Source organism: Pseudomonas sp. S3_B08 (assembly GCF_054667725.1).
Genome location: NZ_CP162750.1, coordinates 5,124,697 through 5,149,503 on the forward strand (window position 1 = coordinate 5,124,697; position 24,807 = coordinate 5,149,503).

Below are 24,807 nucleotides of genomic sequence, written 5' to 3' on the forward strand. Positions count from 1 at the left end.
ATTATTCACTCGGCTAGCCCAATATTCGTCGGTTATGTCGTTTTGATTGGCAGCTTATGCACAACTGAGGGGCGCGGATACTGGCTTATGCGAGGTGTTGTGAACCCATTCTCATCTTGTTCGCAAATCCCTGTTTTACAGGTTTTTTATTCATGTGAACAAAAAATGACCAGTGTTGTTAAAGCGACGAAACAGGCGCAGATATTGGATCCACAACAAATCCATCAACAGAGTTATCCACAGGTCGTAACGTTTTAGGCGCGCTCGGCGAGCAGCAGTAAGTTACGCGGTGTGAGTGAGGCGTCGCAAAAGGTGCCGAGGCGTACGACGTATCCCTGTTCTGCGAGGAAAAGCGCCCGATCCAGATTCAGCCAGAGCTCAAGCGGTCGGCGGAACAAACCGCAAAGCAATTCGAGATTGCGAACTTCGGCCAACCGCTGCCAACCGGTTGCTTCGAGTGCGGGCCAATCTGCCTCACCGATTGTGGATAACTCTTTGAGCACAGCCAGATCGCGACAGTAATCGGCGAACGGTTTGTCCAGCCAGGCGCTGGGCAGGGAGGGCGTTGGCAGGTATTCATCGACGCCGCGCACTTGCCGTTGCAGCAGGTCAAAAGCCAGGCGACGAGCCATCGATGTGTCACGCTGGCGCCGGACGCGCGCACCGGCGGTGACGGTTTCGTTCATCGGCAGCGCCAGATCTTCCAGCGAGAGCTGTAGAAGCGATGCCGATCCTGCGCAGGACAAGGCCTGGTATTCGTTACGACTGATGCGGTTGTAACAGCACGGTGCGATCGCCATTTGCTGGCAGCCGGCAGCACTGGCCAAATGCATCAAGCGCACGTGCAGATCACCGCATGCGTGGAGGGCGACGGGGGTGTGGGCGGCGTTCAATACGGCCGGGGCGTCTGCCGCGAGTACATCCTGTTCGACATGCAGGGCGTGCAAGTGGTGACGCTGACTCAGTGCCTGACCACTGGCGACCAAGAAAGGATCGTATTCAACGCAAGTCAGTTGCTGCCCCGACCCCAGTAAGCGCCGCCCCAAGTGTCCCTTGCCCGAGCACCAGTCCAGCCAATGCGTCGGCTGCGAGGCAAAAGACAAACGAGTGGCAAATGCTTCAATCTGCTGCCACTTGCGCCCGGGCACATCGACATTCAAGCGATGCCCGGCAGCCTCAAGCGCATGCCCCGAAAACTCACCGACCGCACTCAACTCTGCCGACAACTTCGCCAATGAAGCGAACGGCTCTGGCGCATCGACAAGATCAGCAGGATGGTTATGCGCGCGTTCTGCATCTTCCAGCGACCGCCCGCGTAGCCACGCAGACAACTCCGGGTAGGACGCTTCCCATGGAAGTTGTAGGTGAGTGAACGGTCGAGGTTTCCACAGCGCCTGATGCTCAATCAGAAAAGCATCCAGCGCCGTGAAACGGGCGAGTAGGGCCTCGCCCGTCAGCACGTGGGAAGTATCAGCGGCCTTGGCAGGCATCGACGCGCAGCCAGCGCTCCAGCAGCTTGAAGCCGCGTACCAGCACGTAAGCCATGACCAGATAGAACACACCGGCGGCGAAGAAGATCTCCACCGGCAGATAAGTGCGGGCAATGATCGTGCGGGCCATGCCGGTGAGTTCCAGCAGGGTCACGGTGCTGGCCAGGGCGCTGGCCTTGAGCATCAGGATCACTTCGTTGCTGTAGGCCGGCAGGCCGATGCGCGCGGCACGGGGCAGGATGATGTAGAACATCGCTTTCGGTCTGGACATGCCCAAGGCTCGCGCGGCTTCAATTTCACCGGGTGGAATCGCCTGAATGGCACCGCGCAGAATCTCGGCGATGTACGCCGCTGTGTGCAAGGTCATGGTCACGGTCGCGCACCAGAACGGATCGCGCAGGTAGGGCCACAACGCGCTTTCACGTACGGCGTCGAACTGCGCCAGGCCGTAATAGACCAGGAACAGCTGCACCAGCAACGGCGTGCCCCGGAAAAAGAAGATGTAGGCGTAAGGCAGCGAGCGCACGTACCACAGCTTCGAAGATCGGGCGATGCCCAGCGGAATCGCGAGCAGCAGGCCGGCGATGACCGCGATGGCGACCAGTTCCAGCGTCAGGGTCGCGCCCTGTGCCAGTTTTGGCAGCCACTTGATGATGACTTCCCAGTTCATTGCGCGCTCCTCGCAAAGCCGCGGGCGGCGCGTTTTTCCAGGAAGTGCATGCCGGTCATCGCCAGCACTGTCAGGCCGAGGTACATGATCGCCGCGACCATATAGAAGGTGAACGGTTGTTTTGACACGGTCACACCGATCTGCGCGTGACGCATGATTTCTTCCAGACCGATGACCGATACCAGCGCGGTGTCTTTCATCAGGATCATGAACAGGTTGCCCAGGCCCGGCAGGGCGATGCGCCACATCTGCGGCATGATCAGCCGGGTGAAAATCCGCCATTTCGACAGGCCCAGGGCCTGGCCGGCTTCACGGTGGCCCTTGGGAATGGCCAGCAGGGCGCCGCGAAACACTTCCGTGGCGTAGGCGCCGAAGCACAGGCCCAGTGCGATGACACCGGCGGCAAAGGCGTTGAGTTGCAGGTCGGGGTTGCCGAAGTACTCACCGAGGGCGCGCATCAGGTTGACCGTACCGAAGTAGATCAACAGCACCCAGAGCAATTCCGGGACGCCGCGCACCAGCGTCGAATAGGTACCGCCAAGCCATTGCAGCGGCTTGTACGGGGAAGTCTTGGCCAAGGCGCCGAGCAGGCCGAGCACCAGGCCCAGGCACAGGGCGGTGAGGGCCAGTTGGACGGTCATCAGCGCACCAGCGGCGAGCGCCGGGCCGAATCCGTAGAGGTCGATAATCATGGGTTTCTGTTCAAATTGCGGCAGGCAAAGTCGGGAGCCGGCGCCGCTTCATCGCGGCGCCGGTCCCACAGGTCAGATCAATAGATGCTGAACGGGAAGTACTTGTCGTTGATTTTCTTGTAGGTACCGTCAGCGACGATTTCCTTCAGCGCGGCGTTCAGCTTGTTGCGCAGTTCGTTGTCACCCTTGCGCACGGCGATACCGATCTTGTCGCTTTCCACTACCGGGTCGCCCTTGAACTCGTAGTTCTTGCCAGCGTCGGTTTTCAGCCAGTCATAGTTGGCGTACTTGTCGGCGAGGATCGCGTCGACACGACCGGAGGTCAGGTCGAGGTAGGCGTTTTCCTGGGTGTCGTAGAGGCTGACCTTGATATCGTCACCGTAGGTGTCTTCCAGCCAGGTGCCGGCCAGCGTTGCGCGCTGGGTGCCGATGGTCTTGCCCTTGAGCGAGTCCTTGTCGGTTTTGAAGTCGACGTTCTTCGGCGCGATGAACTGCAATTTGTTCGAGTAGTACGGGTCGGTAAAGTCCACTGCGGCTTTGCGATCTTCGGTGATCGACAGCGAGGAAATCAGGAAATCGAACTTCTTCGCGTTCAGCGCCGGAATGATGCCGTCCCAGTCGGAAGTGACGACGGAACATTCGGCTTTCATCTTCGCGCACAGGGCGTCGCCGATTTCCTTGTCGAAGCCGACCACTTGGCCGCTGGCGTCTTTATTGTTGAACGGCGGGTAGGCCGCTTCGATGCCCATCTTCAGGGTTTCAGCCATGGCACCGGCGCTGAACGCGAGGGTGACGGCGGCGGCCAGGAAGACCTTTTTGAAATTCTGCATGCATGTTGCTCCGTTAGCGGTTGCTGGACATGAATTGTTTGCAGCGCGCCGAAAGCGGGTTGTCGAACACCTGCTGTGGCGATCCTTGCTCTTCTATAAGGCCCTGATGAAGGAACACCACTTCGCTGGAAACCTGGCGGGCGAAGCCCATTTCGTGGGTCACGAGCAGCATGGTGCGGCCTTCTTCGGCCAATGCGCGGATGACACTAAGTACTTCCTGAACCATTTCCGGGTCAAGCGCGGAGGTCGGTTCGTCGAACAGGATCACCTTCGGCTGCATCGCCAGCGTGCGGGCGATCGCTGCGCGTTGTTGCTGACCACCGGACAATTGCGCCGGGTAGGCGTGGCGCTTGTCGGCGATGCCGACCTTGGCGAGCAACGCTTCGGCGGCTTCGATGGCTTCGGCCTTGCTCTGGCCGAGCACGCGGCGCGGGGCCTCGATGACGTTGTCGAGCACGCTCATGTGCGGCCACAGATTAAAGTTTTGAAATACAAAACCAATCTCCGAGCGCAGACGATTGATCTGTTTGCCGTCGGCGGCGACCAGTTCGCCGTTCTTCGCGGCTTTAAGCTTGAGTTCTTCACCGGCCACCAGGATCTGGCCCTGGTGCGGGTTTTCCAACAGGTTGATGCAGCGCAGGAACGTGGACTTGCCGGAACCGGAAGAGCCGAGGATCGAGATCACGTCGCCGTCGCGGGCGGTCAGCGAGATGCCTTTGAGCACCTCCAGCTGTCCGTAGCGTTTGTGCAAGTTGCGGATTTCAAGCGCGGGCGTGGCCTCAGCCATGTGCGTTCCTCATATATGTTGCGCTCCTGCTGTTGGCGGGCCTTCCTGGCGAGGCGGCCAAGCTAGCATAGCGTTTCAATGGCAGCCAACAGCGCTACGAGCGGTAAACGGGTGGCATGTGGCGGGTTGTCGCATCGGCGCAGCAGACTGTCGCCCCATCAACAACCGAACGGGTGTTTGATCGTGCAAACCCGTGGGTGCCGCGTAAAAAAAGGCGCGATGTTGCCAGCTTTGGCGGGGTGTTGGAAGCGCTATCCGGCCGAACGTTCCTTATTCGCCCTTTTTCTGTGCGCCGCACACTTTTTCTGTGTGTTTCTGGTGCGCGGATTCGTCTCGAAAGTGAGTCGCCGGGTAACGTTCTGGCGAATAGCCATTAAACTCAAGGACTTGCACCGGATGCCGGAGCCCCCGGTCCTCAAGGACTTGAAACATTTTGGCGCAAATATTGCGTGCAGAATAAGGAACAGGCCGTTGGATTCTTTTTACGAGAAAGAATTTACAGACGCGCCGGACGCACTCGCTTTCCTTGCAAAGGTAGTCTCTATGAGCAGTACCCCAAGCTCCACTGGCCTCGAACAGGGGCTCAAACCGCGTCATGTGACCATGTTGTCGATCGCCGGTGTGATCGGCGCCGGTCTGTTCGTCGGCTCCGGCCACGCCATCGCTGCCGCCGGCCCGGCCGTGCTGCTGGCCTACGCCGCTGCCGGTACTCTGGTGGTGCTGGTGATGCGCATGCTCGGCGAGATGGCCGTGGCTTCGCCGGACACCGGTTCGTTCTCGACTTACGCTGATCGCGCGATCGGTCACTGGGCCGGATTCACCATCGGCTGGCTGTACTGGTGGTTCTGGGTGTTGGTGATTCCGCTGGAAGCCAACGCCGCCGCGACCATCCTGCATGCGTGGTTCCCAGGTGTCGACATTTGGGCTTTCGCTCTGGTGATCACCATGCTGCTGACCGTGACCAACCTGTTCAGCGTGAAGAATTACGGTGAGTTCGAGTTCTGGTTCGCCCTGATCAAGGTGCTTGCGATCATCGGCTTCATCGGCCTCGGCCTTGCAGCGATTTTCGGCTTCCTGCCGACCAGCCAGGTCAGTGGCGTTTCGCACCTGTTCGACAGCGGCGGCTTTCTGCCCAATGGCATGGGTGCTGTGCTGGGCGCGATCCTGACCACCATGTTCTCGTTCATGGGTACCGAAATCGTCACCATCGCGGCGGCGGAATCGAAGGACCCTGGCAAGCAGATTTCCAAAGCGACCAATTCGGTGATCTGGCGGATCGGCCTGTTCTATCTGGTGTCGATTTTCATCGTGGTTGCGCTGGTGCCGTGGAACGATCCTACCCTGGCCAACCTCGGTTCCTACCAGACCGTACTTGAGCGCATGGGCATTCCCAACGCCAAGATGATCGTCGACATCGTCGTACTGGTCGCGGTGACCAGTTGCCTGAACTCGGCGCTGTACACCTCGTCGCGCATGCTGTTCTCCCTCGGCAAGCGCGGCGATGCCCCGGCCATGTCGACCCGCACCAATAAAAGCGGTACGCCTTACTGGGCGGTGATGTTGTCGACCGGCGCAGCGTTCCTCTGCACCTTCGCCAACTATGTGGCTCCGGCCGCGGTGTTTGAATTCCTCCTCGCCAGCTCCGGCGCCATCGCGCTGCTGGTGTATCTGGTGATCGCCTTCTCGCAACTGCGCATGCGCAAGCAGCGCATGGCGCGCGGCGAGAAAATCGTCTTCAGCATGTGGCTGTTCCCCGGGCTGACCTGGGCGGTGATCATCTTCATCGTCGCCGCGCTGACCATCATGCTGTTCCAGGAAGCCCACCGCGTGGAGATCCTTGCCACGGGCCTGCTGAGCCTGATGGTGGTAGCCGCTGGTCTGCTGGTGTCGCGCCGTCGCAAGCTGGAGAAGCGTGGTGCGGTGGTGTTGAACTGAGTCGTAACGCGTGATGTAAAAACGGCCGCTGTCAGGGATGACTAGCGGCCGTTTTTGTTTCTGAGCTTTCCAGTCAGGTTAAACCCAGTCCTCGATTCGCAAACCGGAAACGCGTTGAAACTCCCGTACGTTGTTCGTCACTACAATGAGTCCAAGTGAGCGTGCGTGGCCAGCGATCATTTGGTCGTATGGCCCGATCGGCGTTCCAGCCTTCGCGAGTTCAGATCGAACCATCCCGGCCTGTGCGGCTGCGTCGTTATCGAAAGGCAAGACATCCAGTCGCGCGACAAATCCTTCAACAATTGCCAGATTTTTCTCCGGGGCCGCCGACTTTTCAGCACCGTAAATAAGCTCCATAAGCGTGATAGCGCTGATGCACAACTGCCCGGAATGTCGATTGAAGGCTTCCCGGACAATTTGTGGTTTGTTCTTGATGGTGAAGATGCAGATATTTGTATCCAGCATGTACTTGATCATCAGAACGACTCGCGCTCCTGTTCAGTGGGTTGCTCACGGTTAGCCATGAAATCAGGGCTGACGCTGTCGCCATCAAACCAGCTATCCCAGCTTTCTCCAGCAGGCGTAATGACGCGTGTTCTGCCAATCGCGATGACTTCCACTCGTTTAACGTCGCCGGGCATCGCAACTGCCTTTGGCAGTCGGACTGCCTGACTTCTGTTGCTCATGAAAATTGTGGTCTGCTCCATATTCGAGCTCCCGGGTCTGTTCCTGTGATTAGCTCAGGATAGATCGTGCTGGGGATATGTCAATGGGATATACATCGTCACCGGACAAAGAGTAGCTAGGCCATCCAAACAAAAACGGCCGCTGTCAGGGATGACTAGCGGCCGTTTTTTGTTTCTGAGAAGGGCTTATTCGCTCTTGTCTTCCTGGGCCTCTACCGACTTCCCATAAGCATCCAGCGCCACCCCGAAATCCGTAATGATCTGCGGCTCGCTAAGCCAGGCCTGGGCCTGTTCGATGGTCATGCCGTCGGCCCACATGCGGTAGTCGATGAGCATGTCGGCGGCCAGGTGGGTGGCGGCCATGCCTTCGTTGTCGGCGTTTTCCATGTCGAGCAGTTCAGGATGGTCGACGATGATGAAGGCCAGTTCGCGCAGCAGGGTCAGCAGCATTTCGTTGCGGCTGACGGCTTCGGCGTCGCGCATTTTGCTGAACATCGCCAGGGTGTATTCCGGGATCGGCTCGGCGAGGTGGCCGAGGTCTTCGTCCTGATCCAGCGGTTTGCGCCCGACCATGCGGATCTGCTTGGCTTTGGCCTTGGCGCGTTTGGCGCGTTTCTGTTGCTTGTTCAGGGATGCCATGGGAGCTCAGTTCTTCTGTTGGGTTTGTGCAGCGATCGCGTCGGATGCCGCTACATAGTCAGCCTGGAAGGCCGGGGATTCGATCCACGCCAATGCGCCAGCCTCGTCGGTTTCCTGCGACCACTGGCGATACTCGATCAGCGCGGCGAGGATGAAATCCATCGCGCCTTCCTCACCTTCCTGCTCATAGACCAGTTCCAGCAGCGGATCTTCAAGGAACGCGGTGCACATGGCCTGTTGGCTGATCTTCTCGGCGTCGATCATTTTCTTGAACAGCTCGGTCAGGTCCACCGATTCGAAATCGATGCGGTCGTCGTTCGGGTCGAGCTCGACCGGCGCTTCGGCGCGCTTGGTGCGGTTCTGCTTGGCCTTGGCTTTGGCCCGGGTGGCGCGTTTTTGCTGCTTGTTGGCGGAGGCCATGATGTGTTCCGTCGTGCGTTGAGAGGGGCTCAGCTGCGTGGCACTTGTCGGCCGGGTGTATCGGCGGCCAGTGCGCCGGTCTGCAGCCAGGTCAGAGCAATGGGCCATAGTGTGGCTTGGTATGCGCTGCGAAAAAAGCCGAAATGTCCGACTTGTCGTTCGCCGATGTCCTGCGGCGCAATGCGCAGATGGGTTTTTGCCGCGTTGCTGAAGTAGCCGAGCAGGCGTTCGATCGCCGGGATCGTGCCGTAAGGATCATCGCTGAGGCTGATGGCCAGAGTCTGCGCGCGGACCTTGGCGAACGGCGGGGCGCCCGCCTTTTTCATCAGTGCGCGACCGCTTGGGCGTTGCTCGTAACGCGCGGTGGGTGTGCTCCAGTCGCAAACTACGCCGGTTGGCGTGTCCTCCAGCCAACCCAGCCGTTTGCCGGGGAAATAGCCGCAGAGCAGCGTCATCAAAGGCATGACCACATGCCACTTGCCGAACATCCGCCAGCGATGTTGAGGCGCGTAATCGCGCCAGTAAGCGAACTGCGCACCGACACTTACCAATCGTCGGATCACGTTGCCCGACTCGGCCAGGCCCGCCGCGCATCCGCCGAAACTATGGGCGACCACATCGATTGGCTGACCGGGAAACTCCCGCTGCGCCCGTTTGAGCATCGCTTCGAAATCCAGCGCGCCCCAGTCAGTCCACGAAGCACGCAGCCCTTTGATCGATTCGCTGCGTGATTCGCCAATGCCCCGGTAGTCGTAGGTCATCACGTCGAAGCCGTGACTGAACAGATAGGCTGCGAACCTTGAGTAATGGCGACAGCGCACCGAGGTGGCGGCGTTGATGATGACCACCGGGCGCTGTGGATCGGGCGAACTGTGGCGCCAGGTGAAGCCGCCGAGTGCGTAGCCGTCGTCGGCAGTTTCCTTGAAGGACGTGCCTTCAGCTGCAGTCAAAACTGGTTGGCTCAACTCTGCGTCTTCCAACTCGAATGGGGGCTTGCTGCCTATGGCGCTTGACCTCGGCGGTTAGGTGCCAACCATAGTCGCCGCGCTGATCAAGAACAATCCGGCCGGTTCATTCACTGGATTGAATGAGCATGCGTTCTTCGATCAACGCCTGTTCGCGGTTGAGTTCAGCACGTAACTCTTCTTCGCTCGGCAGTATCGTCTTGTAGCTGCTGGCGAACAGTTGCTCATTGCCTTTGAGCATGGAATAGCGCGCCACCGAGTCATTGCTTTCCGCGCTCAGAATGATACCGACGGTTGGCTTGTCACCTTCGCTGCGCTTGAGCTCGTCGTACATGCGCACATACATGTCCATCTGCCCGACATCGCGGGCGCTGAGCTTGCCGCGTTTCAGGTCGATGATCACGAAGCACTTGAGCAGGTAGTTGTAGAACACCAGATCGATATAGAGGTCGACGCCGTCAGTGCTGATGCGTTGTTGGCGGGCGACAAAGGAAAAGCCTTTGCCAAGTTCAAGCAGAAAGCTTTGCAAGTGGTCGATGAGTGCTTGTTCGAGTCCGCTTTCCCTGACTTTGCCTGCCGAGGGCAGGCCGAGGAATTCGAGCATGACCGGATCGCGAATGAATTCCCGCGGATTGCATTTCATCGCGTCGATGTTGGTCGTGGCTTCCTCGACCACCTCGGCTTTGTCCTGACTCATCAGCAGGCGCTCGTAGTAGAGCGTCAGGATCTGACGATCAAGGGCGCGGCTTGACCAGTTGAGGTCGGCGCATTCGTTCATGTACCACAGGCGCGCTTTCTCGCTTTCGACCCGCAGTAGCCGGCGGTAGTGGGTCCAGCTCAATTCGGGACGCAGTGCGTCTCGAATTGGAAATTTTTGATAAAACAGCCGCATCTTCCACAAATTGGTTTCATCAAACCCTTTCCCGAATTGCCCGGTCAGATCCTTAGCCAGTAGGCCAATCAATTTTTTCCCATATCCCGCACGTTGGGCTCCCTGTTGTTCAAACTCGACGATATGCCGGCCGATTTGCCAACAGGTCTGCACCTGGATCGTATCGACCGCGCGCAGCACTTTTTGCCGCGCCTGGCGAATCAGCTCGCCCAGTTCGCCCAGCAGTGAATCGATTTTATGGTCTTGCGTATCAGCAGGTTTGAGCTGGCTCATCGGTTCTTCCGCATTCTGGAAACAGAGACGCAAGCATGCCGGGGAAGGCGGCGCAGGTATGTCGGGCGAACCTGCGAGTTCGGAAGGAAGGGCGGGACAGGCGTTGCAGGACTTTGCCACCGGAAGGCGCGGAACAGGGTAAATGTCCGTAGTCCATTTCGTACTTTTGCCCAGTCAATCGCCGCAGAGTTGGCGGCGCTGCAGTGAGCGATCTGGTGTTGCGCTGGAAGGAGAGGAACCTGCAGGTAAGAGGCTGCTTCAAAAAAGCACCTCAGTTGCATCATCGCGAGCGCTTGCCCTTCGGCCTCTGCTCACGCATCCGTCCTTTGCGATAAATCCACAGCCCGAACACACCGATGGCCAACATGAACGCGGTCCAGAAGCTCTGCCAAACGAACTCGAACCAGTATCGCCGAGGTTGCAGTGCCAAGGTGTAGGTGCTGCGCGGTCCACGATTGTTGGTGGTGATGGAACCGCTGATCCAGCTTTCGATAAGCATGTAGATCGAAAGACACACGGCTAAGGCAATCAGCACGCCAGCGAGCACGGTAAGCCAAAATGTCCAGCGGCTCGGGCGATACGGCGGGGGATGCGGCAAGCGAATACGGGTTCTTTTCTGATTCATAAGCAGGGCTCGCGCAAGCCGGTCAGGAAACTGCCAGCTCTTGCAGCTGTTCAGTCGGCATCTGCCGCGGGCTCGTCGGGCGTGCGGCAAGGTGGGCGCATTCGGCGATCACCTTGAGAATGCCGATCACCGCCGGCGTCAGCGCAGTGCCAAGGCAGATGCGCACGCCTGTGGAAGCCTGGCCGTCGGCGAAAAAGATGCCGCTGCCAGCCACGTGGCAACCGCGCTCCGTGGCCAGTTGCTGCAGCGCCGGCATGTCGGCGTTTGCAGGCATTTCGATCCAGTGGATGAAGCCGCCGCGCGGGGGCACATAGACGGTCCCGAGCGGGAAATCCGTGCGCACCATCGTTTCGACAAAACTCGCCAGCGAAGAGAGTTGCGACCTCAATCTGGCGCAGTGCTCGTCCATGTAGCCACGGCCGATGAATTCATTGAGAACATTTTGCGCCAGGCTGGAAACGGCCAGGTTGCGCGAAAACATCTGCGCGAGGATGGCATTGCGGTATTTGCCGGCCAGACACCAGCCGACGCGATAACCCGGCGCGATGGTTTTCGAAAAGGACGAGCAATAGATCGTCTGGCCGCTGCTGTCGTAGCTCTTGAGGGCGCGCGGTCGATCAGCTTCGGGCACCAGGTCGAAGAAGATGTCGTCTTCGATGATCGGCACATCCGCTTCCCGGGCGATCCTTGAAAGTCGCGCGCGCGCTTCGTCGGGCATGATGAAGCCACGCGGATTCTGCAGCGTCGGGTTGAGAAAAATCACCGCGACCTTTTTTTGCTTCAGGGCTTCTTCCAGATGATCGACATCCAGGCCCGTGCGGCCGTCGGTGCGGATCGGCAGGGCGCGCATGCCCAGGCGTTCGATGGTCTGCAGGATGCCGTAATAGGTCGGGGTTTCGATGGCGACTGTAGCGCCTTTCGACGCGACGGCTTCCAGGGCCAGTTCGAGAGCGATGGTGTCGCCCGATGTCACCAGAATATCGTCCGGCCCGCAGACTACACCGCGGGTCAGCATCAGCCCGGCGATGCGCCGTCGCAGCGCTGGCAGTCCGGGTGGCGCGACCAGACCGCTCAGCGCGTTGTCAGTCCTGGCGCCCAGCACCGAGAGGCATTTGTTGAGCAACACGTTGGGCGTGAGATCGCTGTGCAGAACCGCCGAATTCAGCGATGCAGTGGTGCGCGACGCTGCTTCGGAGAGCATCACGACCACCGCATGATTGACGTTGACGGTGACACTGGAGAAATCGAAAGCGCCGGATGGTTTTGCCCGCCCTGACGCCGAGACGAAGTAGCCGACGCGCGGCACCGTCGTGACGTAGGCGTCGGCCTCGAGGTCGGCCAGCGCCCGCTGCACCGTGGTGATGCTGGTCTCGAAGATCCGCGCCAGAACGCGGATTGACGGCAGTTTCGCTTCGGCCGCCAGGTCACCGCTGTCGATCTGGCGAATAATCCAGTCCTTGACTATCCGCCAGCGCTTGTCCGGCAAATCAAACCTGTCCATAAGTTCTCTGTGATGATTCGAAACAATTCACAGAAAGTAGAGCAAAACGATCCCCGTTGCAGCAACTATGACGATGTTCAGCGCCACCAGACCGAAGGCGAAGCGGATCAGGCTGTTTTCTTCCTGGCGGTTGGCCCCGGCAAGTCCGGTGATCAATGACAGGATCGACAGCGAGCCAAGTGCGCCATGGCCGGCGGCGCTGTTGACCATTGCCGCCAGCCACGCCCCGTGTTCGCTGCTCAGCGCGGCAATGGACGGCATCACCAGCGTGTTGCCGCCGACGTTGGAGCCGGTGACATAACCGGCAATCCCCGCCAGCAGAGCGATCGTCGGCGCCAGCGAAATACCCGACATGGATTGCAATGCGCTTTGCGCCTCGACGAGGAATCCAGCGTTGACCATCACCTGGGACAGCAGCAGGAACAGGAAGATTGTCGTGACCGGAAACTTCGCCCGGTTGAACAGCGCTGGCCACGGGAAACCCGCGCTCGCGGTTTGCCTGAACGCCATCAGCACGGTCACGATCAGCAGCGCCAGCCCTGGAGACGCCAGCGGCTTCCATGAAACGTGTTCGCCCCTGACAACCCACAGGCCATCCCAGCCCGACAGCACGAACAGTCCGCGCGACGCCACAATCACTCCCAGCAAGGCCAGATAAGGCCATGCCGCGCTCGGCCAGCGCACCAGTTTTTTCCGTTGCGCCCAGGAGATGCCCAGGCCGACGCAAGCCACGGCCAGCCCGGCCAGCACACCGGAGACTTCCGGGCCGACCCACAGGTTGATGGAAAACAGCACGGCAACGAACAGGGCGGTCACGACAAGCAGCCCCAGCCACGCTGTGATCCTGCGGATGCCGGCCTGCCACAAGGCCAGCGACGCCAGGCAGAGGAACACCGGCGCGCTGATCAGCGCTGAATGGCTACCGAGGGTTTGCGCCGGCAAATGTGCCAGCAGGGCGCCGATCACCGTTGCCAGACCCAGCGTGCCCCACGGCATGATCACCATGCCGGCGAGGGCGATTTTCATCCCCGACTGGCGAGTGAAAAGCCCCATCAGCAGCGGCACCGTGGCGATCAGCGAAACGCCGAAGCCGGTCATCGCTTCCAGCAGCGGCGCCAGGCCCAGCACGATGAAAATCACCTGCGCCGGGGGTGTCCAGCCGAGTTCCTTGACCCACGCGCCGATGGCCTGTGGCGCGCCGCCGCGCTCGACCAGAATGACGAAGGCCAGCCCCGGGACGATTACGCACGCGGTGCTGAGAAACAGGATCGTGGTGTCCTGAAAAATCGCCGAGGAGATGGCCGCCGACACCGGCCCGGCAGCGCCCAGTGCCCACAGCACCAGCACCAGCACCACACCGGCCAGCGCGGCCTGTACCGGCGGACGCCGGAGGATCAGGATCAGCGCGATCACCAGCGCGATGGGTGACATTTGCAGCAAGAGAGAGCTCATAGCGGTTTCCTTGGCTTAATCGTGCGTCTGTCCGCTGTACTCGGTCGCCCGCATGGACGCGCGCTGGCAGAACGTCTGATACCACTCGCTCAGGCGTGCTTGCGCCGAGAAGTCCGAGAGTTGACGGAAAGCGATCCAGTCCAGCGCGGTCGCCAAGGCGATGTGGCCAACGGTGATCGGGCCATTGAGGTCGACGTGCTCTTCGATGAAGCGATACGCCTCCTTGAGTTTGTAGGCCTGGCCGTCCGCGTACGCCGGATAGCGCAAAGCCTCGGGGCGCCGCTCGACTTCCCAGCGCAGCTTGATGCCGACGTCGCACATGCCCTGCGCCAATGCCTGCAGGCGCAGCGCCTTGTAGCGCTCGGGGCCGCTGGCCGGGATAAATTTACGGCCATTGCTCAGGTCATCGAGGTATTCGCAAATCACGATGGAATCGAACAGTGCGCTGTCGTCGGGCAGCATCAGCACCGGCACTTTACCCAAGGGGTTGGCCTGGTAAATGGTCGCGTTCGGTGAAGTCGGGCTGGTCTCGTGATGTATCACCTCAAGGCTCGATGCGATGCCAAGTTCGTGAGCCAGCACCAACACCTTGCGGGCGTACGGCGAATGCGTCTGATAGTAGAGTTTCATGCGCGAGTTCCTGTCTCAAGGATGGCGGTGGCGACTCGATGGGCGTCCATGAACAGCCGCGAAGGTGCGCCCGCCGAGGTGACGTAGTGGTTGTAATAGCAAGAGCCTTCGGCGAGCGGTCCGAGCACCCAGATGTCACGCACCGCTTCGCCGCTGTTCGACTTGGGGTTGGACGCCGCGTCGACATCGATGCCGTCGATGCCCGGCACATCGGTGCGCGGACGCACAAGGCCCAGGCGCGCGAGGTCGCGCACAGGTGCGCAGTCGCTGTGGGTGACGCCGCTGCTCTGGACGTAACCGGCGACTCGCTTGAAGTGATCGATCGCGGGGCGTGAGCCGGGCTTGAGGAAGGTCAGCAGGCCGGCATCACACAGCGCGAGCAGATCGGCGTGGCGCTCCTTCTGCGGGCCGGCGACCAGACGGTTGATCGCCTTGTGCCAGCGGCCATAGAACTGCCGATGCGAATCTTCGGTGAGCCCGTCGAAATCGACCGCCTCACGCAGCCGGTCGCGCAAGTCGCGCCAGACTTCGATGGCGGCTTTGATCGGCGACGCGCCGCGTCCCAGACGTGCTTCATGCAAGTCGGCTTCGAGGGTGTCGTAAATCCATGCGTGATAGTTGTAAGGCGTCACGCTGTCGGGCAGTGCGTGGCAGATCAGCTCCAGCGGACTGATTGCGCCGGCAATCGCTTCGAACTCGCGCAGCAAGGCTTCACAAGCGGCCACACCGGCAGGGCCGACAACGCTGACGGTTCTGAGCTGCTCAAGCAGCTGTTGCGGCGCTGAGGGTTTATGCAGGACGGCGACCGCAGCGGCACGCATCTCCAGCAGCATCAGCGGCAGAATGTCCCGTTCGAAATCCAGTCGGCGGTTGTGCGCGTTGACCCGCAACGATTCGATACGCTCGCTCGTGAGCAGCACGGCGCTATGGCGGGGGAAGCCGATCAAGCCATTGGGACGCGTGCGAAACGGCAGCCCGTCCCGCGACTGAATGAAGATCACCGGCTCCTGACCCGAAGGCTGGTAAGTGTGACTGCCATCAGCCATGGGTTTGTAGATCCCGCCTCTGCCAGCCGTCAGCGCCGCCAGGGTGTCCATGGCGCCCAGGCCCAACCCTTCGATCAACACCGTTTCGCCGGGCTCGACGGTGGTGAGGCTGCCCGGCAGCGGGTAAACGTTGTCGACCCGGTTCTGCCCCGCCAGGCGCAGGCGTCCGGTGTGGCCAACGGTCAGCACCAGACGATCCACCGCCACCGCAGCGCCTTCTGCGGTTAGCAGAAGGTATTGCTGATTCTCGTTGCGCTCGACCGCCGTGACCTGATGCCGATGCAGATTGACCGTGACCCAGGCGGGTGCGGTCGCGAGGATCCGCGTGAAGGCGTCGGCCAGATAAGCGCCGAGCAGGTGCCGTGGCAGAAAATCCTCCGGCTCGACGTCGCGACCGTCGGCGGCGAGCAGGCCGCTGTCGGGGTCAACCTTGACGCGCTGTGTTCGGCACCACACGAGAAAGTCCGGCCCTGGCCGTTCCCGGGCGTCGGTCAGATCACCGAACGCTGCTGCGTCGGGAAATACCCCGAGCTGACCGGCGACGGTGTTGAGCAGCAGGTAGTCCGGTTGATCGGGCCAGTGCGCGCCGCTGCCGAGCACGTTGGGCTCGAAGATGTCGATGAACACCGGTTGTTGCGGGCGTTCCTCGGCGCGGCTCAACAGGCGCTCGAATATCGACAATCCGCGCGAACCGCAGCCGACCAGGCCGATGTGCACAGGCGCCTTCACCATCTGCGCTCCTCGCCAAAAAATGAGGGGATGGCAATTGCCGTACCGGCCGCCACCGCAATGTCGTGGATCATCCGGCCAATCGCGAGATCGAGAATGCCCATGCCGAATGGCGAATAGATCAGCGGTTTGTCTTGGGCGACATGCAGGTCACCGCGAATCAGCTGCGCCACTGTGCCGGTGACAAAGTCGCGATGGCCGTATTGCTGCTCGGCCAGATGCGGTGAGGTATTGGCCTTCAGGCAATGGGTGATGTCGTCGAAGTAGTTGTAACTTTCCTCGATGATTTCGGCGCCGATATCCCGCAGCGAGATGTTCAGAACAATCTGCCCCGGGCGGAACGTGCCCCGGCCTTTTACGTAGGGCTCGCCCGCGCTGGTGGCGAACACCACGATGTCGGCTGTCAGTGCGTCTTCGAGCGACAGCAGACGCACATCCGGCAGGCCCAGTTGTTCGCCAAATTCCGCGAGGGCTTGCGCCGATTCGGCGTTGAGATCGTGAATGCCCACGCTGTCGAAGGACCAGTCGTCCGCGACGAAAGTCTCGAGGATATTTCTTGAGATTACCCCGCCACCAATGATCGAAAGTGTCGCCGCGTGGCGGTTCTGGCCATTCAGCCACCAGGCACCCAATACCGCCGACGCCGCCGTGCGCACGGCACTGATCAGCGCACCTTCGAGCAGGGCGTAGGGATAACCGGTCTGCGGGTCGTTGAGAATCAGCACGGCAGATGCGCGCGGAATGCCTGACTTGATGTTGTCGGGATAACTGGCAATCCACTTGATCCCGGAGACGGATTGATCGCCCTTGCTGTCGACGATGGCCGCCGGCAGCGCAATGATCCGGTTCGCCGGTTGCGCAGGGAAACGCAGAAAATAACTGTCGGGGTTAACGGTTTCGCCACGCTCGTGGGTCAGGTAGGTCTGCGCCACCATGTCGATGGTTGCATGCCGCAGCCCGTTGAGGATGTCTTTGACGACAGCGCCGGGGATGACGTGGAACGGCTGGATCGGATTCTGTGTGGTCATGAGGATTACGCCGAGAGTGCCAGAGCGATTTCAGGGAAAAGGGGCTGCAGTGCGGTTGCGCCGATCCGCTGGGTGACCCAGTCGTCGGAGTAGATGGTTTCGAGATAGCGCTCACCCATGTCGGGGGAGATCGCCACCACGACATCGTCGGGCCGGATATGCGGCGCCCACTGGCGGATGCCGGCGAGCACAGTGCCGGTGGAGCCGCCGAAGAGCAGGCCGTAGCGTTGCGCCAGCCAACGGCAGACCTTGATCGTCTGTTCCTCGGGAATCGACAGGAAGTCGTGAATGCCCGACGACTCGAATATCTCCGGCAGGCGGCTGGTGCCGAGCCCCGGAATATGGCGCGTGCCGCCCGGCAGGCCGAACGTCACCGAGCCGACGGTATCGACGGCAATGACTTTGGTCTGCGGATGATGTTCGGCGAAGTAGTTCTTGCAGCCCATCAGCGTGCCAGTGGTTCCCGCGCCGACGAACAGGTAATCCACGTGCGCAAATTTGCGCGCGATGGACCTGGCAGTCGCTTGATAGTGGGCGAGGGGGTTGGTCGGATTCTTGTACTGGTTGAGCCAGATGTAGTCGGCGTTGTCAGCGACCAGTTGTTCGATCAGGCGAATCCGCGAATTCAGGTAACCGCCGTTCTCGTCACGCTGATCGACCATGAGCATTTGCGCGCCAAGGGCGTGAATCAGCTTGCGGTTCGGCGCGGAAATATTCGGGTCGATTACGCAAACGAACTTGTAGCCCTTGGCGGCGCAGACCATGGCCAGCGCAACGCCCAGATTCCCCGATGAGGATTCGATGAGGCGCGTCTTGTGGTTGATCAGTCCTCGGACTTCAAGATCAGTGATCAGCGCGTGCGCGGTCTTCAGCTTGATGGAGCCGGCGGGATTCAGTCCTTCGATTTTCAGCTGGATCGTTGCGCTGCAAAGATCGCCGATCTGCACATAACTGTCTTCATTGATGAGTTGCTTGATCATACGTCGTCCGTTTCGCTCTTTTGCCGGGCGCACGGGGGCGTCAGCATTCATCCTGGAATGTTTGAAAAGCAGTAACTGCAGTTCGCCTGTGGGTTGGGTTCAGATTTTTTTGCTGGACAGGAAGTGACCTTGCGGACGACGCCGATCGATTCAAAAAATCAGGGTTTGCGCTCTGAGGGCTACAGGAGTCCAGAGTGTTGCGGGGCGCAAAGTAGAGCCAGTCATTGGCTCGCCAAGGCTTGCTTGAAGTATTGGCGAAACGCCATCTACACGGAGAGATACAGATTTCGGGTTTTTTCCAGTACAGCTGGAATCCGGGTGTATCGAAGGGGACGAGGGGAGGGGAATCAAATCGCAGGCATAAAAAAACCCTGAATCTTGCGATTCAGGGTTTTCGGTATTTGGTGCCCAGAGACGGAATCGAACCGCCGACACGGGGATTTTCAATCCCCTGCTCTACCGACTGAGCTATCTGGGCAACGGGGCGCATTAAAAGGGTTTTTCGGATTTACGTCAACGACTTTTTGAAAATTTCTTAAATTAATTCCGTCGCTTACGAAATATACCGGTTATTCGGCTGGCGGCACGTAGCCTTCGGCCTTGGCGTATTCCTCGCCGGAGAAGTACTTGTCCATTTCGCCCTGCAGGTATTTGCGATCGTCGGCGTTCATCATGTTCAGGCGCTTTTCGTTGATCAGCAGGGTCTGGTGTTTCTGCCAGTCGGCCCAGGCCTTGGCCGAGACGTGGTCAAAAATATCCTGGCCCTTGGCGCCCGGGAAAGGGGCGCGCTCCAGCGCGGGCAGTTCTTCTTTGTACTTGCGGCACATTACGGTGCGGGTCATGGCGACTCTCCTGCATTCAATACGGCGGCCGCGCGTTCGAGCAAGGTCTTGACCGGGGCAGCAAGGCCCAGGCGCGGCGGGGTGGCGAGGTTATACCAGAGCCAGTCGGCCTCGGCCACGTGATGGCTGGCTTCCTGCACCTGAACCAGCCACGGTTCGATGGACAGCTGGAAGTGGCTGAAGGTGTGAATCAGGCTCGGCAGCGCCTGCTGCTGACCCATGGTCAGCGAGTGCTGATCGGCCAGATGTTGCAGATCTTCCAGATCATCCAGCTCCGGCAGGCTCCACAAACCGCCCCACAGTCCCGTCGACGGGCGGCGGTAAAGCAGAATCGCGCCTTCGCCGTTGGCGAGCATCGGCATCAGCGTGCGTTTCTGCGGGATGGCCTTGCGTGGCTTGGGAATCGGATAACGTGTTTCCAGACCAAGCATGTGCGCTTCACAGCCACGCTTGAGCGGGCACAGCAGACAGCTCGGCTTGCTGCGCGTGCAGAGTGTGGCGCCAAGATCCATCATCGCCTGGGTGTAAGCGTTGACCCGATCGTGCGGGGTGAAGCGCTCGGCGTTGGCCCACAGCTGTTTGGCGACTTTCGGTTCGCCGGGGTAGCCCTCTTGCGCCGTGAAGCGCGCCAGCACGCGTTTGACGTTGCCGTCGAGGATCGGCGCGCGCAGGCCCATGCTGATGCTGGCGATCGCCCCCGCGGTGGACAGGCCGATGCCCGGCAGCTCGGTGAGTTTTTCCACGTCGCGCGGGAATTCGCCAGCGTACTGGCTGACGACGATCTTCGCGGTCTTCTGCAGATTGCGTGCGCGAGTGTAGTAACCCAGCCCGGTCCACAGGTGCAGCACCTCGTCTTCCGGCGCTTCGGCCAGCGCTTCGACTGTTGGCAGCGCCGCCATGAAACGCTCGAAATAGTTGAGCACGGTGCTGACCTGAGTCTGCTGCAACATGATCTCGGACACCCAGACCCGGTACGGATTGATGTCCTGCTGCCACGGCAAATCGTGGCGGCCATGGCGGTCGAACCATTCCAGCACCGCCGTGGAAAACTGCTCCGCTGTCATCGCTTGAACAGCCCCTTCAATGCGTTTTTCAGTTCCGGACTGACTTTGTCGCCCAGTTTCTCGTCGATCTTTTCGCTGAGTTTGTTGCCGGCCATTTTGCTGGCGACCTGACCAAGACGGTCATTGTCGACACGGCAGGCCTTGGCGCCCAGTTCCAGCGGGCCACGGCAACGCAGTGGCCACTCGATGCCGACGAACTTCTCGCCGACCTGACAGGCCGGGTCGGGCATGGCGCTGGTATCGCCCTCGACGATGATGCCGACGCGGTAATCCATGCCGAGCACGCGCAGATCGATGTCGCCGTCACCGTTGACGGTCATGCCGGGGATGCGCACTTTCAGGTCGGGGTTGCTGGCGACGCCGTTGCGCACGGTCAGGTTGCCCTTGAGCTCCTCGAACGGCGTGTCCTTGCCTCGTGGCTCGCCGCTCAGGGTCTTGCGGTTGAGGGTGGCGATGCCTTTGCACAATTGCTGTTCAAGGTTGGCGTTGAGCAGCACGCCGTTGTTGATGACGAAACTGGCGTTGCCGTTCAGCGTATCGATCAGCGCCTGCTGGCTGTTGCCGCTGCCGGTGAGGCTGCTGGTCAGCGTTACCAGACCTTTGACCGGCGGAGTCTTGCCCTGGCTTTCGATGATTTTTTCAGCCGGCACACGGTTGAGCCGGGTCTGCAGGTTGAGCACCGGCGCGCTTGGGCGTACGTCGAGTGTGCCGTTGGCGACGAAGCCGCCGTTGTACAGATCACCGCTCAGGTTAGTCAGCGTCAGCAAGCCGCCCTGGCCGGTGGCTTTGAGCGCGGCGTTCTGGATCGGCAGCTTGTCGAGGGTCAGTTGGCCGAAGGTCAGGTCGGCATCGACGTCGAGTTTGGCCAGGCGTTCGACCGGCAGCAGACGCTCGGTGCTCCAGGCGGTTTTGCTCGGTTTGTCCGGCAGCGGCGTGGTACCCGCGACGGCGCCGGCCTCGGTGCTGGCGACTTCGGCCTGACGGGTTTGCGTGGCGCTGTTGGCCTGAGCCGATTTCGGTGGCAGGTAGCGGTCGACGTTGAACGTGTCGGCCTTGAGAATCGCGCGCAGCGACTGTTTGGCGAAGTCCTCGACGGCGATGCGGCCACTGAAGCTGCTGTCATCGAGTTTCAGGTTGATGTTGTCGAACGACAGGCTGGTCGGGGTGGCCGCAACGCGGCTGACCAGTTCGACCTTGCTCAGGCTGCCTTCGCCCATCGCCGGCAGTGTCTGGCCGATACTGTCGACGAATTTCGCCAGATCGAACTGGGCGATGGAAATGCCGCCGCTGATCTGTGGCGTCTTGTCGAGGTCGTTGGCTTTCAGCTCGCCCAAGGCGCGCAACTGGTTGGCGGAAATCTTGATGCCGGTCCATTCGGCGACGTTCGCTGCCTTGTCCAGCAATAACTGGCCCTGAGCAGAGAAGGTCATGGTTTTGCCTTGCAGCGGATCGCCAGCGAGCTCGCCAGTGAGTTTCAGGTCTTCAAACTTGTAGCGTTGCAGGGCGCGCTCGAAGCGCAGCTCGCCGTTGAGCTCGGTGCGCACGCGCAGCACCGGTTGATTGGTGCCGAGGAACGCGGTGGCTTTCACCGGGATATTGGTCGAATCGTGTACCGGGCCGGTGCTCAACTGAATGCTTTCGGCACTGAACTGCTTGCCGGTCAGCTCATCGGTGTATTCAACGCGGGCGTTGTTGACGGTCAGGCTGTCGATGTCGAGGCGGATCGGTTGCGCCGGTTTTTCCACGGCGACGGTCGGCTCGCTGGCGGTCGTGCCCGTTGTGGCGGGTGGCGTCGAGCCGGGTGCCACTGGCACCTTGCCGATGTCTTCCCAGTTGCCGTGGCCGTTCTTGTCGCGGTTCAGGCGCAGGTTGAGGCCTTCGACGCGCACGTCGCTCATCTGCACTTCGCGGCGCAACAACGGCAGCACGCGCACGGACAGGCCGAGCATCTGCAAGTCGGCAAACGGTTCGGCAGGCTTGGCCAGGGTGGCGACGCTGGCTTCGTGCAGTTCCAGACCAAGCCACGGGAACAGGCTCCAGCCGATATCGCCATTGAGCGTCAGCTCGATGTGGGCCTTGTCGCGGGCAATCTGGCGGATCTCGTCTTTATAGTCGTTGGGATCGAAGAGGTGGGTCAGGGCAAAGCCTGCCGCCACAATGATCAGCAACAGCCCGAGAAGTACCAGACCCAGGATTTTGCCGAACGCTTTCATGGGCGAGTCCTTGTAGTTAGTCGAATTGGTCATATGGCCGGGGAGTATAGCGCTGCCGGCGCCCGGTTCGGTGTGGCGTCATCTGCCGAGGGTCGGCGGCGGCACCTGCAACTTCGCCACAGGGCCTGCGCTTGAGGATGCCCGGCGGGCGCCAGAGGGCGCAATCCGGCCCCCGCTTGCGACGCCATTTTTTGCGCTTGGTTCACCCGTCGTTCAGTCACGCCCAGACGACGGGTAACTTTTCGCACGCATAAATGGGACAAGTAGCAAGCGGCGTGGTGCCTTTGCAGACGCGGGGTTGGCGGCTTCCCGAGTCGTACGAGAACAGATGACTTGCAAAAAGGTGATATCAGTTTGGTTTTTCTGTCACCTGAGAATGGTAACCTTCGCCAGTTCGTCCGCCCGTCTGCGACTTAACGTCGCGCCTTCAAGGAGCTTCACCTAAAAAAACGGTCATGCCTGCGTGCATAAGGCCGAGGGTGAGCAGTGGCTGGCGAACCATACTAACAATTGGGGGATACACAATGAGCACGAGCATCACGGCGGACGGCCTCAAAGCCGACCAGCCTGCGTTCCTGTCCAAGGAACGCATCATCGCCAAGCCCGGTTTCAACCGTTGGCTGGTTCCACCGGCCGCTTTGGCCATTCACCTGTGCATCGGCATGGCCTACGGCTTCTCGGTGTTCTGGTTGCCGCTGTCCAAGGCGCTGGGCGTTACCGCGCCGGTGGCTTGCGCGCCGGACATGAGCTTCATCGCACAGGTATTTTCGTCGAACTGCGACTGGCCGATCTCCATGCTCGGCTGGATCTACACGCTGTTCTTCATCTTCCTCGGCTGCTCGGCAGCGATCTGGGGTGGCTGGCTGGAACACGCCGGGCCTCGTAAAGCGGGCGTGGTCTCGGCCTTGTGCTGGTGCGGCGGTCTGCTGATTTCCGCGCTGGGTATCTATACCCACCAGATCTGGCTGATGTGGATCGGCTCCGGCGTGATCGGCGGTATCGGTCTGGGCCTGGGCTATATCTCGCCGGTGTCGACCCTGATCAAGTGGTTCCCGGACAAGCGCGGCATGGCAACCGGCATGGCGATCATGGGCTTCGGTGGCGGCGCGATGGTCGGTGCACCGTTGGCGACTGCACTGATGAGCCACTTCGCTTCGCCAGAAGGCGTGGGCGTATGGCAGAGCTTCGTAGCCATGGCGGCCATTTACTTCGTGTTCATGATCGGTGGCGCATTGTCCTACCGCGTGCCGCCAACCGGCTGGAAGCCTGAAGGCTGGACCGCTCCGGCGAAGAAAGCTTCCAACGCGATGATCACCAACCGTCACGTTCACGTGAACGTAGCGTGGAAAACTCCGCAATTCCGTCTGGTCTGGCTGGTGCTGTGCCTGAACGTGTCGGCGGGTATCGGTATCCTCGGCATGGCTTCGCCACTGTTGCAGGAAGTGTTCGGCGGCAAACTGCTGGGCGTCGATGTGCCGTTCGGCCAACTCGACGCGGGCCAACTGGCCTCGATCGCAGCGATCGCGGCGGGCTTCACCGGTCTGCTGAGCCTGTTCAACATCGGTGGCCGCTTCTTCTGGGCTTCGTTCTCGGACTACCTGGGGCGCAAGAACACTTACTTCGTGTTCTTCGCGCTGGGTTTTGCCCTGTACGCGCTGATTCCGAACATGGGCCATCTGGGCAACGTTGCGCTGTTCGTGGCGGCGTTCTGCATCATCCTGTCGATGTATGGCGGTGGTTTTGCCACGGTCCCGGCGTATCTGGCCGACCTGTTCGGTACGCAGATGGTCGGTGCGATCCACGGTCGTCTGCTGACTGCCTGGGCCGCTGCCGGCGTGCTCGGTCCGGTGCTGGTGAACTACCTGCGTGAGTATCAGTTGAGCATCGGCGTGGAACGCGCTGCCGCTTACGACATCACCCTGTACATCCTCGCCGGCCTGCTGGTTCTGGGCTTTCTGTGCAATCTGATGGTGCGCCCGGTGGCCGACAAGTACTTCATGACCGACGCTGAACTGGCCGCCGAACAGGCGCTGGGCCACGACAAAGGTGCTGACGCCAGCACCGTTCTGGAGTGGAAAGCGGCGCCGGGCACCAAGCCTCTGGCGATCGCGGCATGGCTGGTGGTGGGTATTCCGTTGGCGTGGGGTGTGTGGGTGACCCTGCAGAAGACGGCGGTACTGTTTCACTAAGGTGTTAGCTGAATAAACGCCGAACCTGTGGGAGCGAGCCTGCTCGCGAAGACGGAGCACCGGTCGACATCAATGTTGGCTGGCCTGCCGCATTCGCGAGCAGGCTCGCTCCCACATTTGTTTCTGGCATGCCTGTAATGGCTTGTATGGACATGTCTACCCGCGACAGCCGGGCGTTCTATCCGTCAGGCATCTCTCCTCTCGTGTTTCTGTTTGCGCCTCGCGTGCC

The 24,807-nt window shown here is 60.6% G+C and carries 23 protein-coding genes, 1 tRNA gene and 1 pseudogene; 2 read left to right on the top strand and 23 right to left on the bottom strand.

The genetic code is table 11. The features are described 5' to 3' along the window. Window positions 1-254: 254 nt before the first annotated feature. The 5 genes from AB4N73_RS23210 to AB4N73_RS23230 form a co-directional block, all read right to left on the bottom strand. Complete coding sequence (locus AB4N73_RS23210; protein ID WP_460059780.1) at window positions 255-1,490, bottom strand: methyltransferase; 1,236 nt, start codon at window positions 1,488-1,490, stop codon at window positions 255-257. Next, complete coding sequence (locus AB4N73_RS23215) at window positions 1,471-2,160, bottom strand: ABC transporter permease (protein WP_056787188.1); 690 nt, start codon at window positions 2,158-2,160, stop codon at window positions 1,471-1,473. The genes AB4N73_RS23210 and AB4N73_RS23215 overlap by 20 nt, the downstream gene beginning before the upstream one ends. Continuing rightward, window positions 2,157-2,852 carry an ABC transporter permease gene (locus AB4N73_RS23220; protein ID WP_041477511.1) on the bottom strand — a complete coding sequence of 232 codons (696 nt, stop codon included), beginning with the start codon at window positions 2,850-2,852 and terminating at the stop codon, window positions 2,157-2,159. Before AB4N73_RS23220 ends, AB4N73_RS23215 begins: the two co-directional genes overlap by 4 nt. A gap of 77 nt (window positions 2,853-2,929) precedes the next feature. Then, complete coding sequence (locus AB4N73_RS23225) at window positions 2,930-3,682, bottom strand: ABC transporter substrate-binding protein (RefSeq protein WP_095181077.1); 753 nt, start codon at window positions 3,680-3,682, stop codon at window positions 2,930-2,932. Window positions 3,683-3,695: 13 nt separating this feature from the next. Beyond that, window positions 3,696-4,469 (bottom strand): ABC transporter ATP-binding protein, encoded by a 774-nt coding sequence (locus tag AB4N73_RS23230; protein ID WP_236168220.1) that lies wholly within the window; start codon window positions 4,467-4,469, stop codon window positions 3,696-3,698. 543 nt (window positions 4,470-5,012) lie between these two features. Between AB4N73_RS23230 and gabP the strand changes: the two genes are divergently transcribed. Beyond that, entirely contained in the window at window positions 5,013-6,404 is a 1,392-nt protein-coding gene (gabP, locus tag AB4N73_RS23235; RefSeq protein ID WP_016772141.1) for a GABA permease, read from the top strand. A gap of 78 nt (window positions 6,405-6,482) precedes the next feature. On the opposite strand, the gene vapC is transcribed toward gabP, so the two are convergent. From vapC to AB4N73_RS23325, 18 genes and pseudogenes are all read right to left on the bottom strand, one after another. Then, entirely contained in the window at window positions 6,483-6,881 is a 399-nt protein-coding gene (vapC, locus tag AB4N73_RS23240; protein WP_016772140.1) for a type II toxin-antitoxin system tRNA(fMet)-specific endonuclease VapC, read from the bottom strand. Further along, window positions 6,881-7,111 (bottom strand): type II toxin-antitoxin system VapB family antitoxin, encoded by a 231-nt coding sequence (vapB, locus tag AB4N73_RS23245; protein ID WP_024011210.1) that lies wholly within the window; start codon window positions 7,109-7,111, stop codon window positions 6,881-6,883. The genes vapC and vapB overlap by 1 nt, the downstream gene beginning before the upstream one ends. Window positions 7,112-7,276: 165 nt before the next feature. Continuing rightward, window positions 7,277-7,729 carry a hypothetical protein gene (locus AB4N73_RS23250; protein WP_460142593.1) on the bottom strand — a complete coding sequence of 151 codons (453 nt, stop codon included), beginning with the start codon at window positions 7,727-7,729 and terminating at the stop codon, window positions 7,277-7,279. Window positions 7,730-7,735: 6 nt separating this feature from the next. Then, on the bottom strand, window positions 7,736-8,149 hold the full coding sequence (locus AB4N73_RS23255) for a hypothetical protein (protein WP_016772137.1): 414 nt from the start codon (window positions 8,147-8,149) through the stop codon (window positions 7,736-7,738). 29 nt (window positions 8,150-8,178) lie between these two features. Further along, a complete protein-coding gene (locus AB4N73_RS23260) occupies window positions 8,179-9,114 on the bottom strand; it encodes an alpha/beta hydrolase family protein (RefSeq protein WP_241664661.1) in 936 nt (311 codons plus the stop codon). Window positions 9,115-9,220: 106 nt separating this feature from the next. After that, complete coding sequence (locus AB4N73_RS23265; RefSeq protein WP_122705202.1) at window positions 9,221-10,279, bottom strand: PDDEXK nuclease domain-containing protein; 1,059 nt, start codon at window positions 10,277-10,279, stop codon at window positions 9,221-9,223. A gap of 280 nt (window positions 10,280-10,559) precedes the next feature. Next, on the bottom strand, window positions 10,560-10,904 hold the full coding sequence (locus AB4N73_RS23270) for a hypothetical protein (RefSeq protein ID WP_122705200.1): 345 nt from the start codon (window positions 10,902-10,904) through the stop codon (window positions 10,560-10,562). 22 nt (window positions 10,905-10,926) lie between these two features. Further along, window positions 10,927-12,405, bottom strand: a complete 1,479-nt coding sequence (locus tag AB4N73_RS23275; protein WP_460142594.1) for an aminotransferase-like domain-containing protein — start codon at window positions 12,403-12,405, stop codon at window positions 10,927-10,929. Window positions 12,406-12,432: 27 nt separating this feature from the next. Beyond that, window positions 12,433-13,857, bottom strand: coding sequence for an L-lactate permease (locus AB4N73_RS23280; protein ID WP_150741757.1), 1,425 nt, complete (start codon window positions 13,855-13,857; stop codon window positions 12,433-12,435). Between the two features lie 15 nt (window positions 13,858-13,872). Then, window positions 13,873-14,487, bottom strand: coding sequence for a glutathione S-transferase family protein (locus tag AB4N73_RS23285; RefSeq protein ID WP_056787214.1), 615 nt, complete (start codon window positions 14,485-14,487; stop codon window positions 13,873-13,875). Then, window positions 14,484-16,265 (bottom strand): FAD/NAD(P)-binding protein, encoded by a 1,782-nt coding sequence (locus tag AB4N73_RS23290; protein ID WP_460142595.1) that lies wholly within the window; start codon window positions 16,263-16,265, stop codon window positions 14,484-14,486. The genes AB4N73_RS23285 and AB4N73_RS23290 overlap by 4 nt, the downstream gene beginning before the upstream one ends. Beyond that, a complete protein-coding gene (gene sbnB, locus AB4N73_RS23295; protein WP_150637960.1) occupies window positions 16,259-17,290 on the bottom strand; it encodes a 2,3-diaminopropionate biosynthesis protein SbnB in 1,032 nt (343 codons plus the stop codon). Before sbnB ends, AB4N73_RS23290 begins: the two co-directional genes overlap by 7 nt. A 5-nt stretch (window positions 17,291-17,295) precedes the next feature. Further along, the gene (sbnA, locus tag AB4N73_RS23300) at window positions 17,296-18,270 is read right to left on the bottom strand and encodes a 2,3-diaminopropionate biosynthesis protein SbnA (protein ID WP_315434816.1); all 975 of its coding nucleotides are present in this window, start codon (window positions 18,268-18,270) and stop codon (window positions 17,296-17,298) included. 402 nt (window positions 18,271-18,672) lie between these two features. Beyond that, window positions 18,673-18,748 (bottom strand) — tRNA-Phe (locus AB4N73_RS23305). A 91-nt stretch (window positions 18,749-18,839) separates the two neighbouring features. After that, window positions 18,840-19,112 carry an oxidative damage protection protein gene (locus tag AB4N73_RS23310; protein WP_041477523.1) on the bottom strand — a complete coding sequence of 91 codons (273 nt, stop codon included), beginning with the start codon at window positions 19,110-19,112 and terminating at the stop codon, window positions 18,840-18,842. Next, the gene (gene mutY / locus AB4N73_RS23315; protein ID WP_041477524.1) at window positions 19,109-20,176 is read right to left on the bottom strand and encodes an A/G-specific adenine glycosylase; all 1,068 of its coding nucleotides are present in this window, start codon (window positions 20,174-20,176) and stop codon (window positions 19,109-19,111) included. Before mutY ends, AB4N73_RS23310 begins: the two co-directional genes overlap by 4 nt. Then, window positions 20,173-22,422, bottom strand: a complete 2,250-nt coding sequence (locus AB4N73_RS23320) for an AsmA family protein (protein WP_460142596.1) — start codon at window positions 22,420-22,422, stop codon at window positions 20,173-20,175. The genes mutY and AB4N73_RS23320 overlap by 4 nt, the downstream gene beginning before the upstream one ends. Before the next feature lie 45 nt (window positions 22,423-22,467). Next, a pseudogene (locus tag AB4N73_RS23325) lies at window positions 22,468-22,682 on the bottom strand (acetyl-CoA sensor PanZ family protein); the annotation flags it as partial. Between the two features lie 231 nt (window positions 22,683-22,913). Here AB4N73_RS23325 and AB4N73_RS23330 point away from each other — a divergent pair. After that, complete coding sequence (locus AB4N73_RS23330; RefSeq protein WP_016772126.1) at window positions 22,914-24,578, top strand: OFA family MFS transporter; 1,665 nt, start codon at window positions 22,914-22,916, stop codon at window positions 24,576-24,578. Window positions 24,579-24,807 lie beyond the last annotated feature (229 nt).

Coding starts and splice junctions, on each gene's coding strand:
- AB4N73_RS23330 (WP_016772126.1), top strand. CDS start 22,914: ATGAGCACGAGCATCACGGCGGACGGCCTCAAAGCCGACCAGCCTGCG.
- AB4N73_RS23215 (WP_056787188.1), bottom strand. CDS start 2,160: ATGAACTGGGAAGTCATCATCAAGTGGCTGCCAAAACTGGCACAGGGC.
- AB4N73_RS23270 (WP_122705200.1), bottom strand. CDS start 10,904: ATGAATCAGAAAAGAACCCGTATTCGCTTGCCGCATCCCCCGCCGTAT.
- AB4N73_RS23275 (WP_460142594.1), bottom strand. CDS start 12,405: ATGGACAGGTTTGATTTGCCGGACAAGCGCTGGCGGATAGTCAAGGAC.
- AB4N73_RS23285 (WP_056787214.1), bottom strand. CDS start 14,487: ATGAAACTCTACTATCAGACGCATTCGCCGTACGCCCGCAAGGTGTTG.
- vapC (WP_016772140.1), bottom strand. CDS start 6,881: ATGATCAAGTACATGCTGGATACAAATATCTGCATCTTCACCATCAAG.
- vapB (WP_024011210.1), bottom strand. CDS start 7,111: ATGGAGCAGACCACAATTTTCATGAGCAACAGAAGTCAGGCAGTCCGA.
- AB4N73_RS23225 (WP_095181077.1), bottom strand. CDS start 3,682: ATGCAGAATTTCAAAAAGGTCTTCCTGGCCGCCGCCGTCACCCTCGCG.
- mutY (WP_041477524.1), bottom strand. CDS start 20,176: ATGACAGCGGAGCAGTTTTCCACGGCGGTGCTGGAATGGTTCGACCGC.
- AB4N73_RS23250 (WP_460142593.1), bottom strand. CDS start 7,729: ATGGCATCCCTGAACAAGCAACAGAAACGCGCCAAACGCGCCAAGGCC.
- sbnA (WP_315434816.1), bottom strand. CDS start 18,270: ATGATCAAGCAACTCATCAATGAAGACAGTTATGTGCAGATCGGCGAT.
- AB4N73_RS23230 (WP_236168220.1), bottom strand. CDS start 4,469: ATGGCTGAGGCCACGCCCGCGCTTGAAATCCGCAACTTGCACAAACGC.
- sbnB (WP_150637960.1), bottom strand. CDS start 17,290: ATGACCACACAGAATCCGATCCAGCCGTTCCACGTCATCCCCGGCGCT.
- AB4N73_RS23210 (WP_460059780.1), bottom strand. CDS start 1,490: ATGCCTGCCAAGGCCGCTGATACTTCCCACGTGCTGACGGGCGAGGCC.
- AB4N73_RS23280 (WP_150741757.1), bottom strand. CDS start 13,857: ATGAGCTCTCTCTTGCTGCAAATGTCACCCATCGCGCTGGTGATCGCG.
- AB4N73_RS23220 (WP_041477511.1), bottom strand. CDS start 2,852: ATGATTATCGACCTCTACGGATTCGGCCCGGCGCTCGCCGCTGGTGCG.
- AB4N73_RS23290 (WP_460142595.1), bottom strand. CDS start 16,265: ATGGTGAAGGCGCCTGTGCACATCGGCCTGGTCGGCTGCGGTTCGCGC.
- AB4N73_RS23255 (WP_016772137.1), bottom strand. CDS start 8,149: ATGGCCTCCGCCAACAAGCAGCAAAAACGCGCCACCCGGGCCAAAGCC.
- AB4N73_RS23320 (WP_460142596.1), bottom strand. CDS start 22,422: ATGACCAATTCGACTAACTACAAGGACTCGCCCATGAAAGCGTTCGGC.
- AB4N73_RS23310 (WP_041477523.1), bottom strand. CDS start 19,112: ATGACCCGCACCGTAATGTGCCGCAAGTACAAAGAAGAACTGCCCGCG.
- gabP (WP_016772141.1), top strand. CDS start 5,013: ATGAGCAGTACCCCAAGCTCCACTGGCCTCGAACAGGGGCTCAAACCG.
- AB4N73_RS23265 (WP_122705202.1), bottom strand. CDS start 10,279: ATGAGCCAGCTCAAACCTGCTGATACGCAAGACCATAAAATCGATTCA.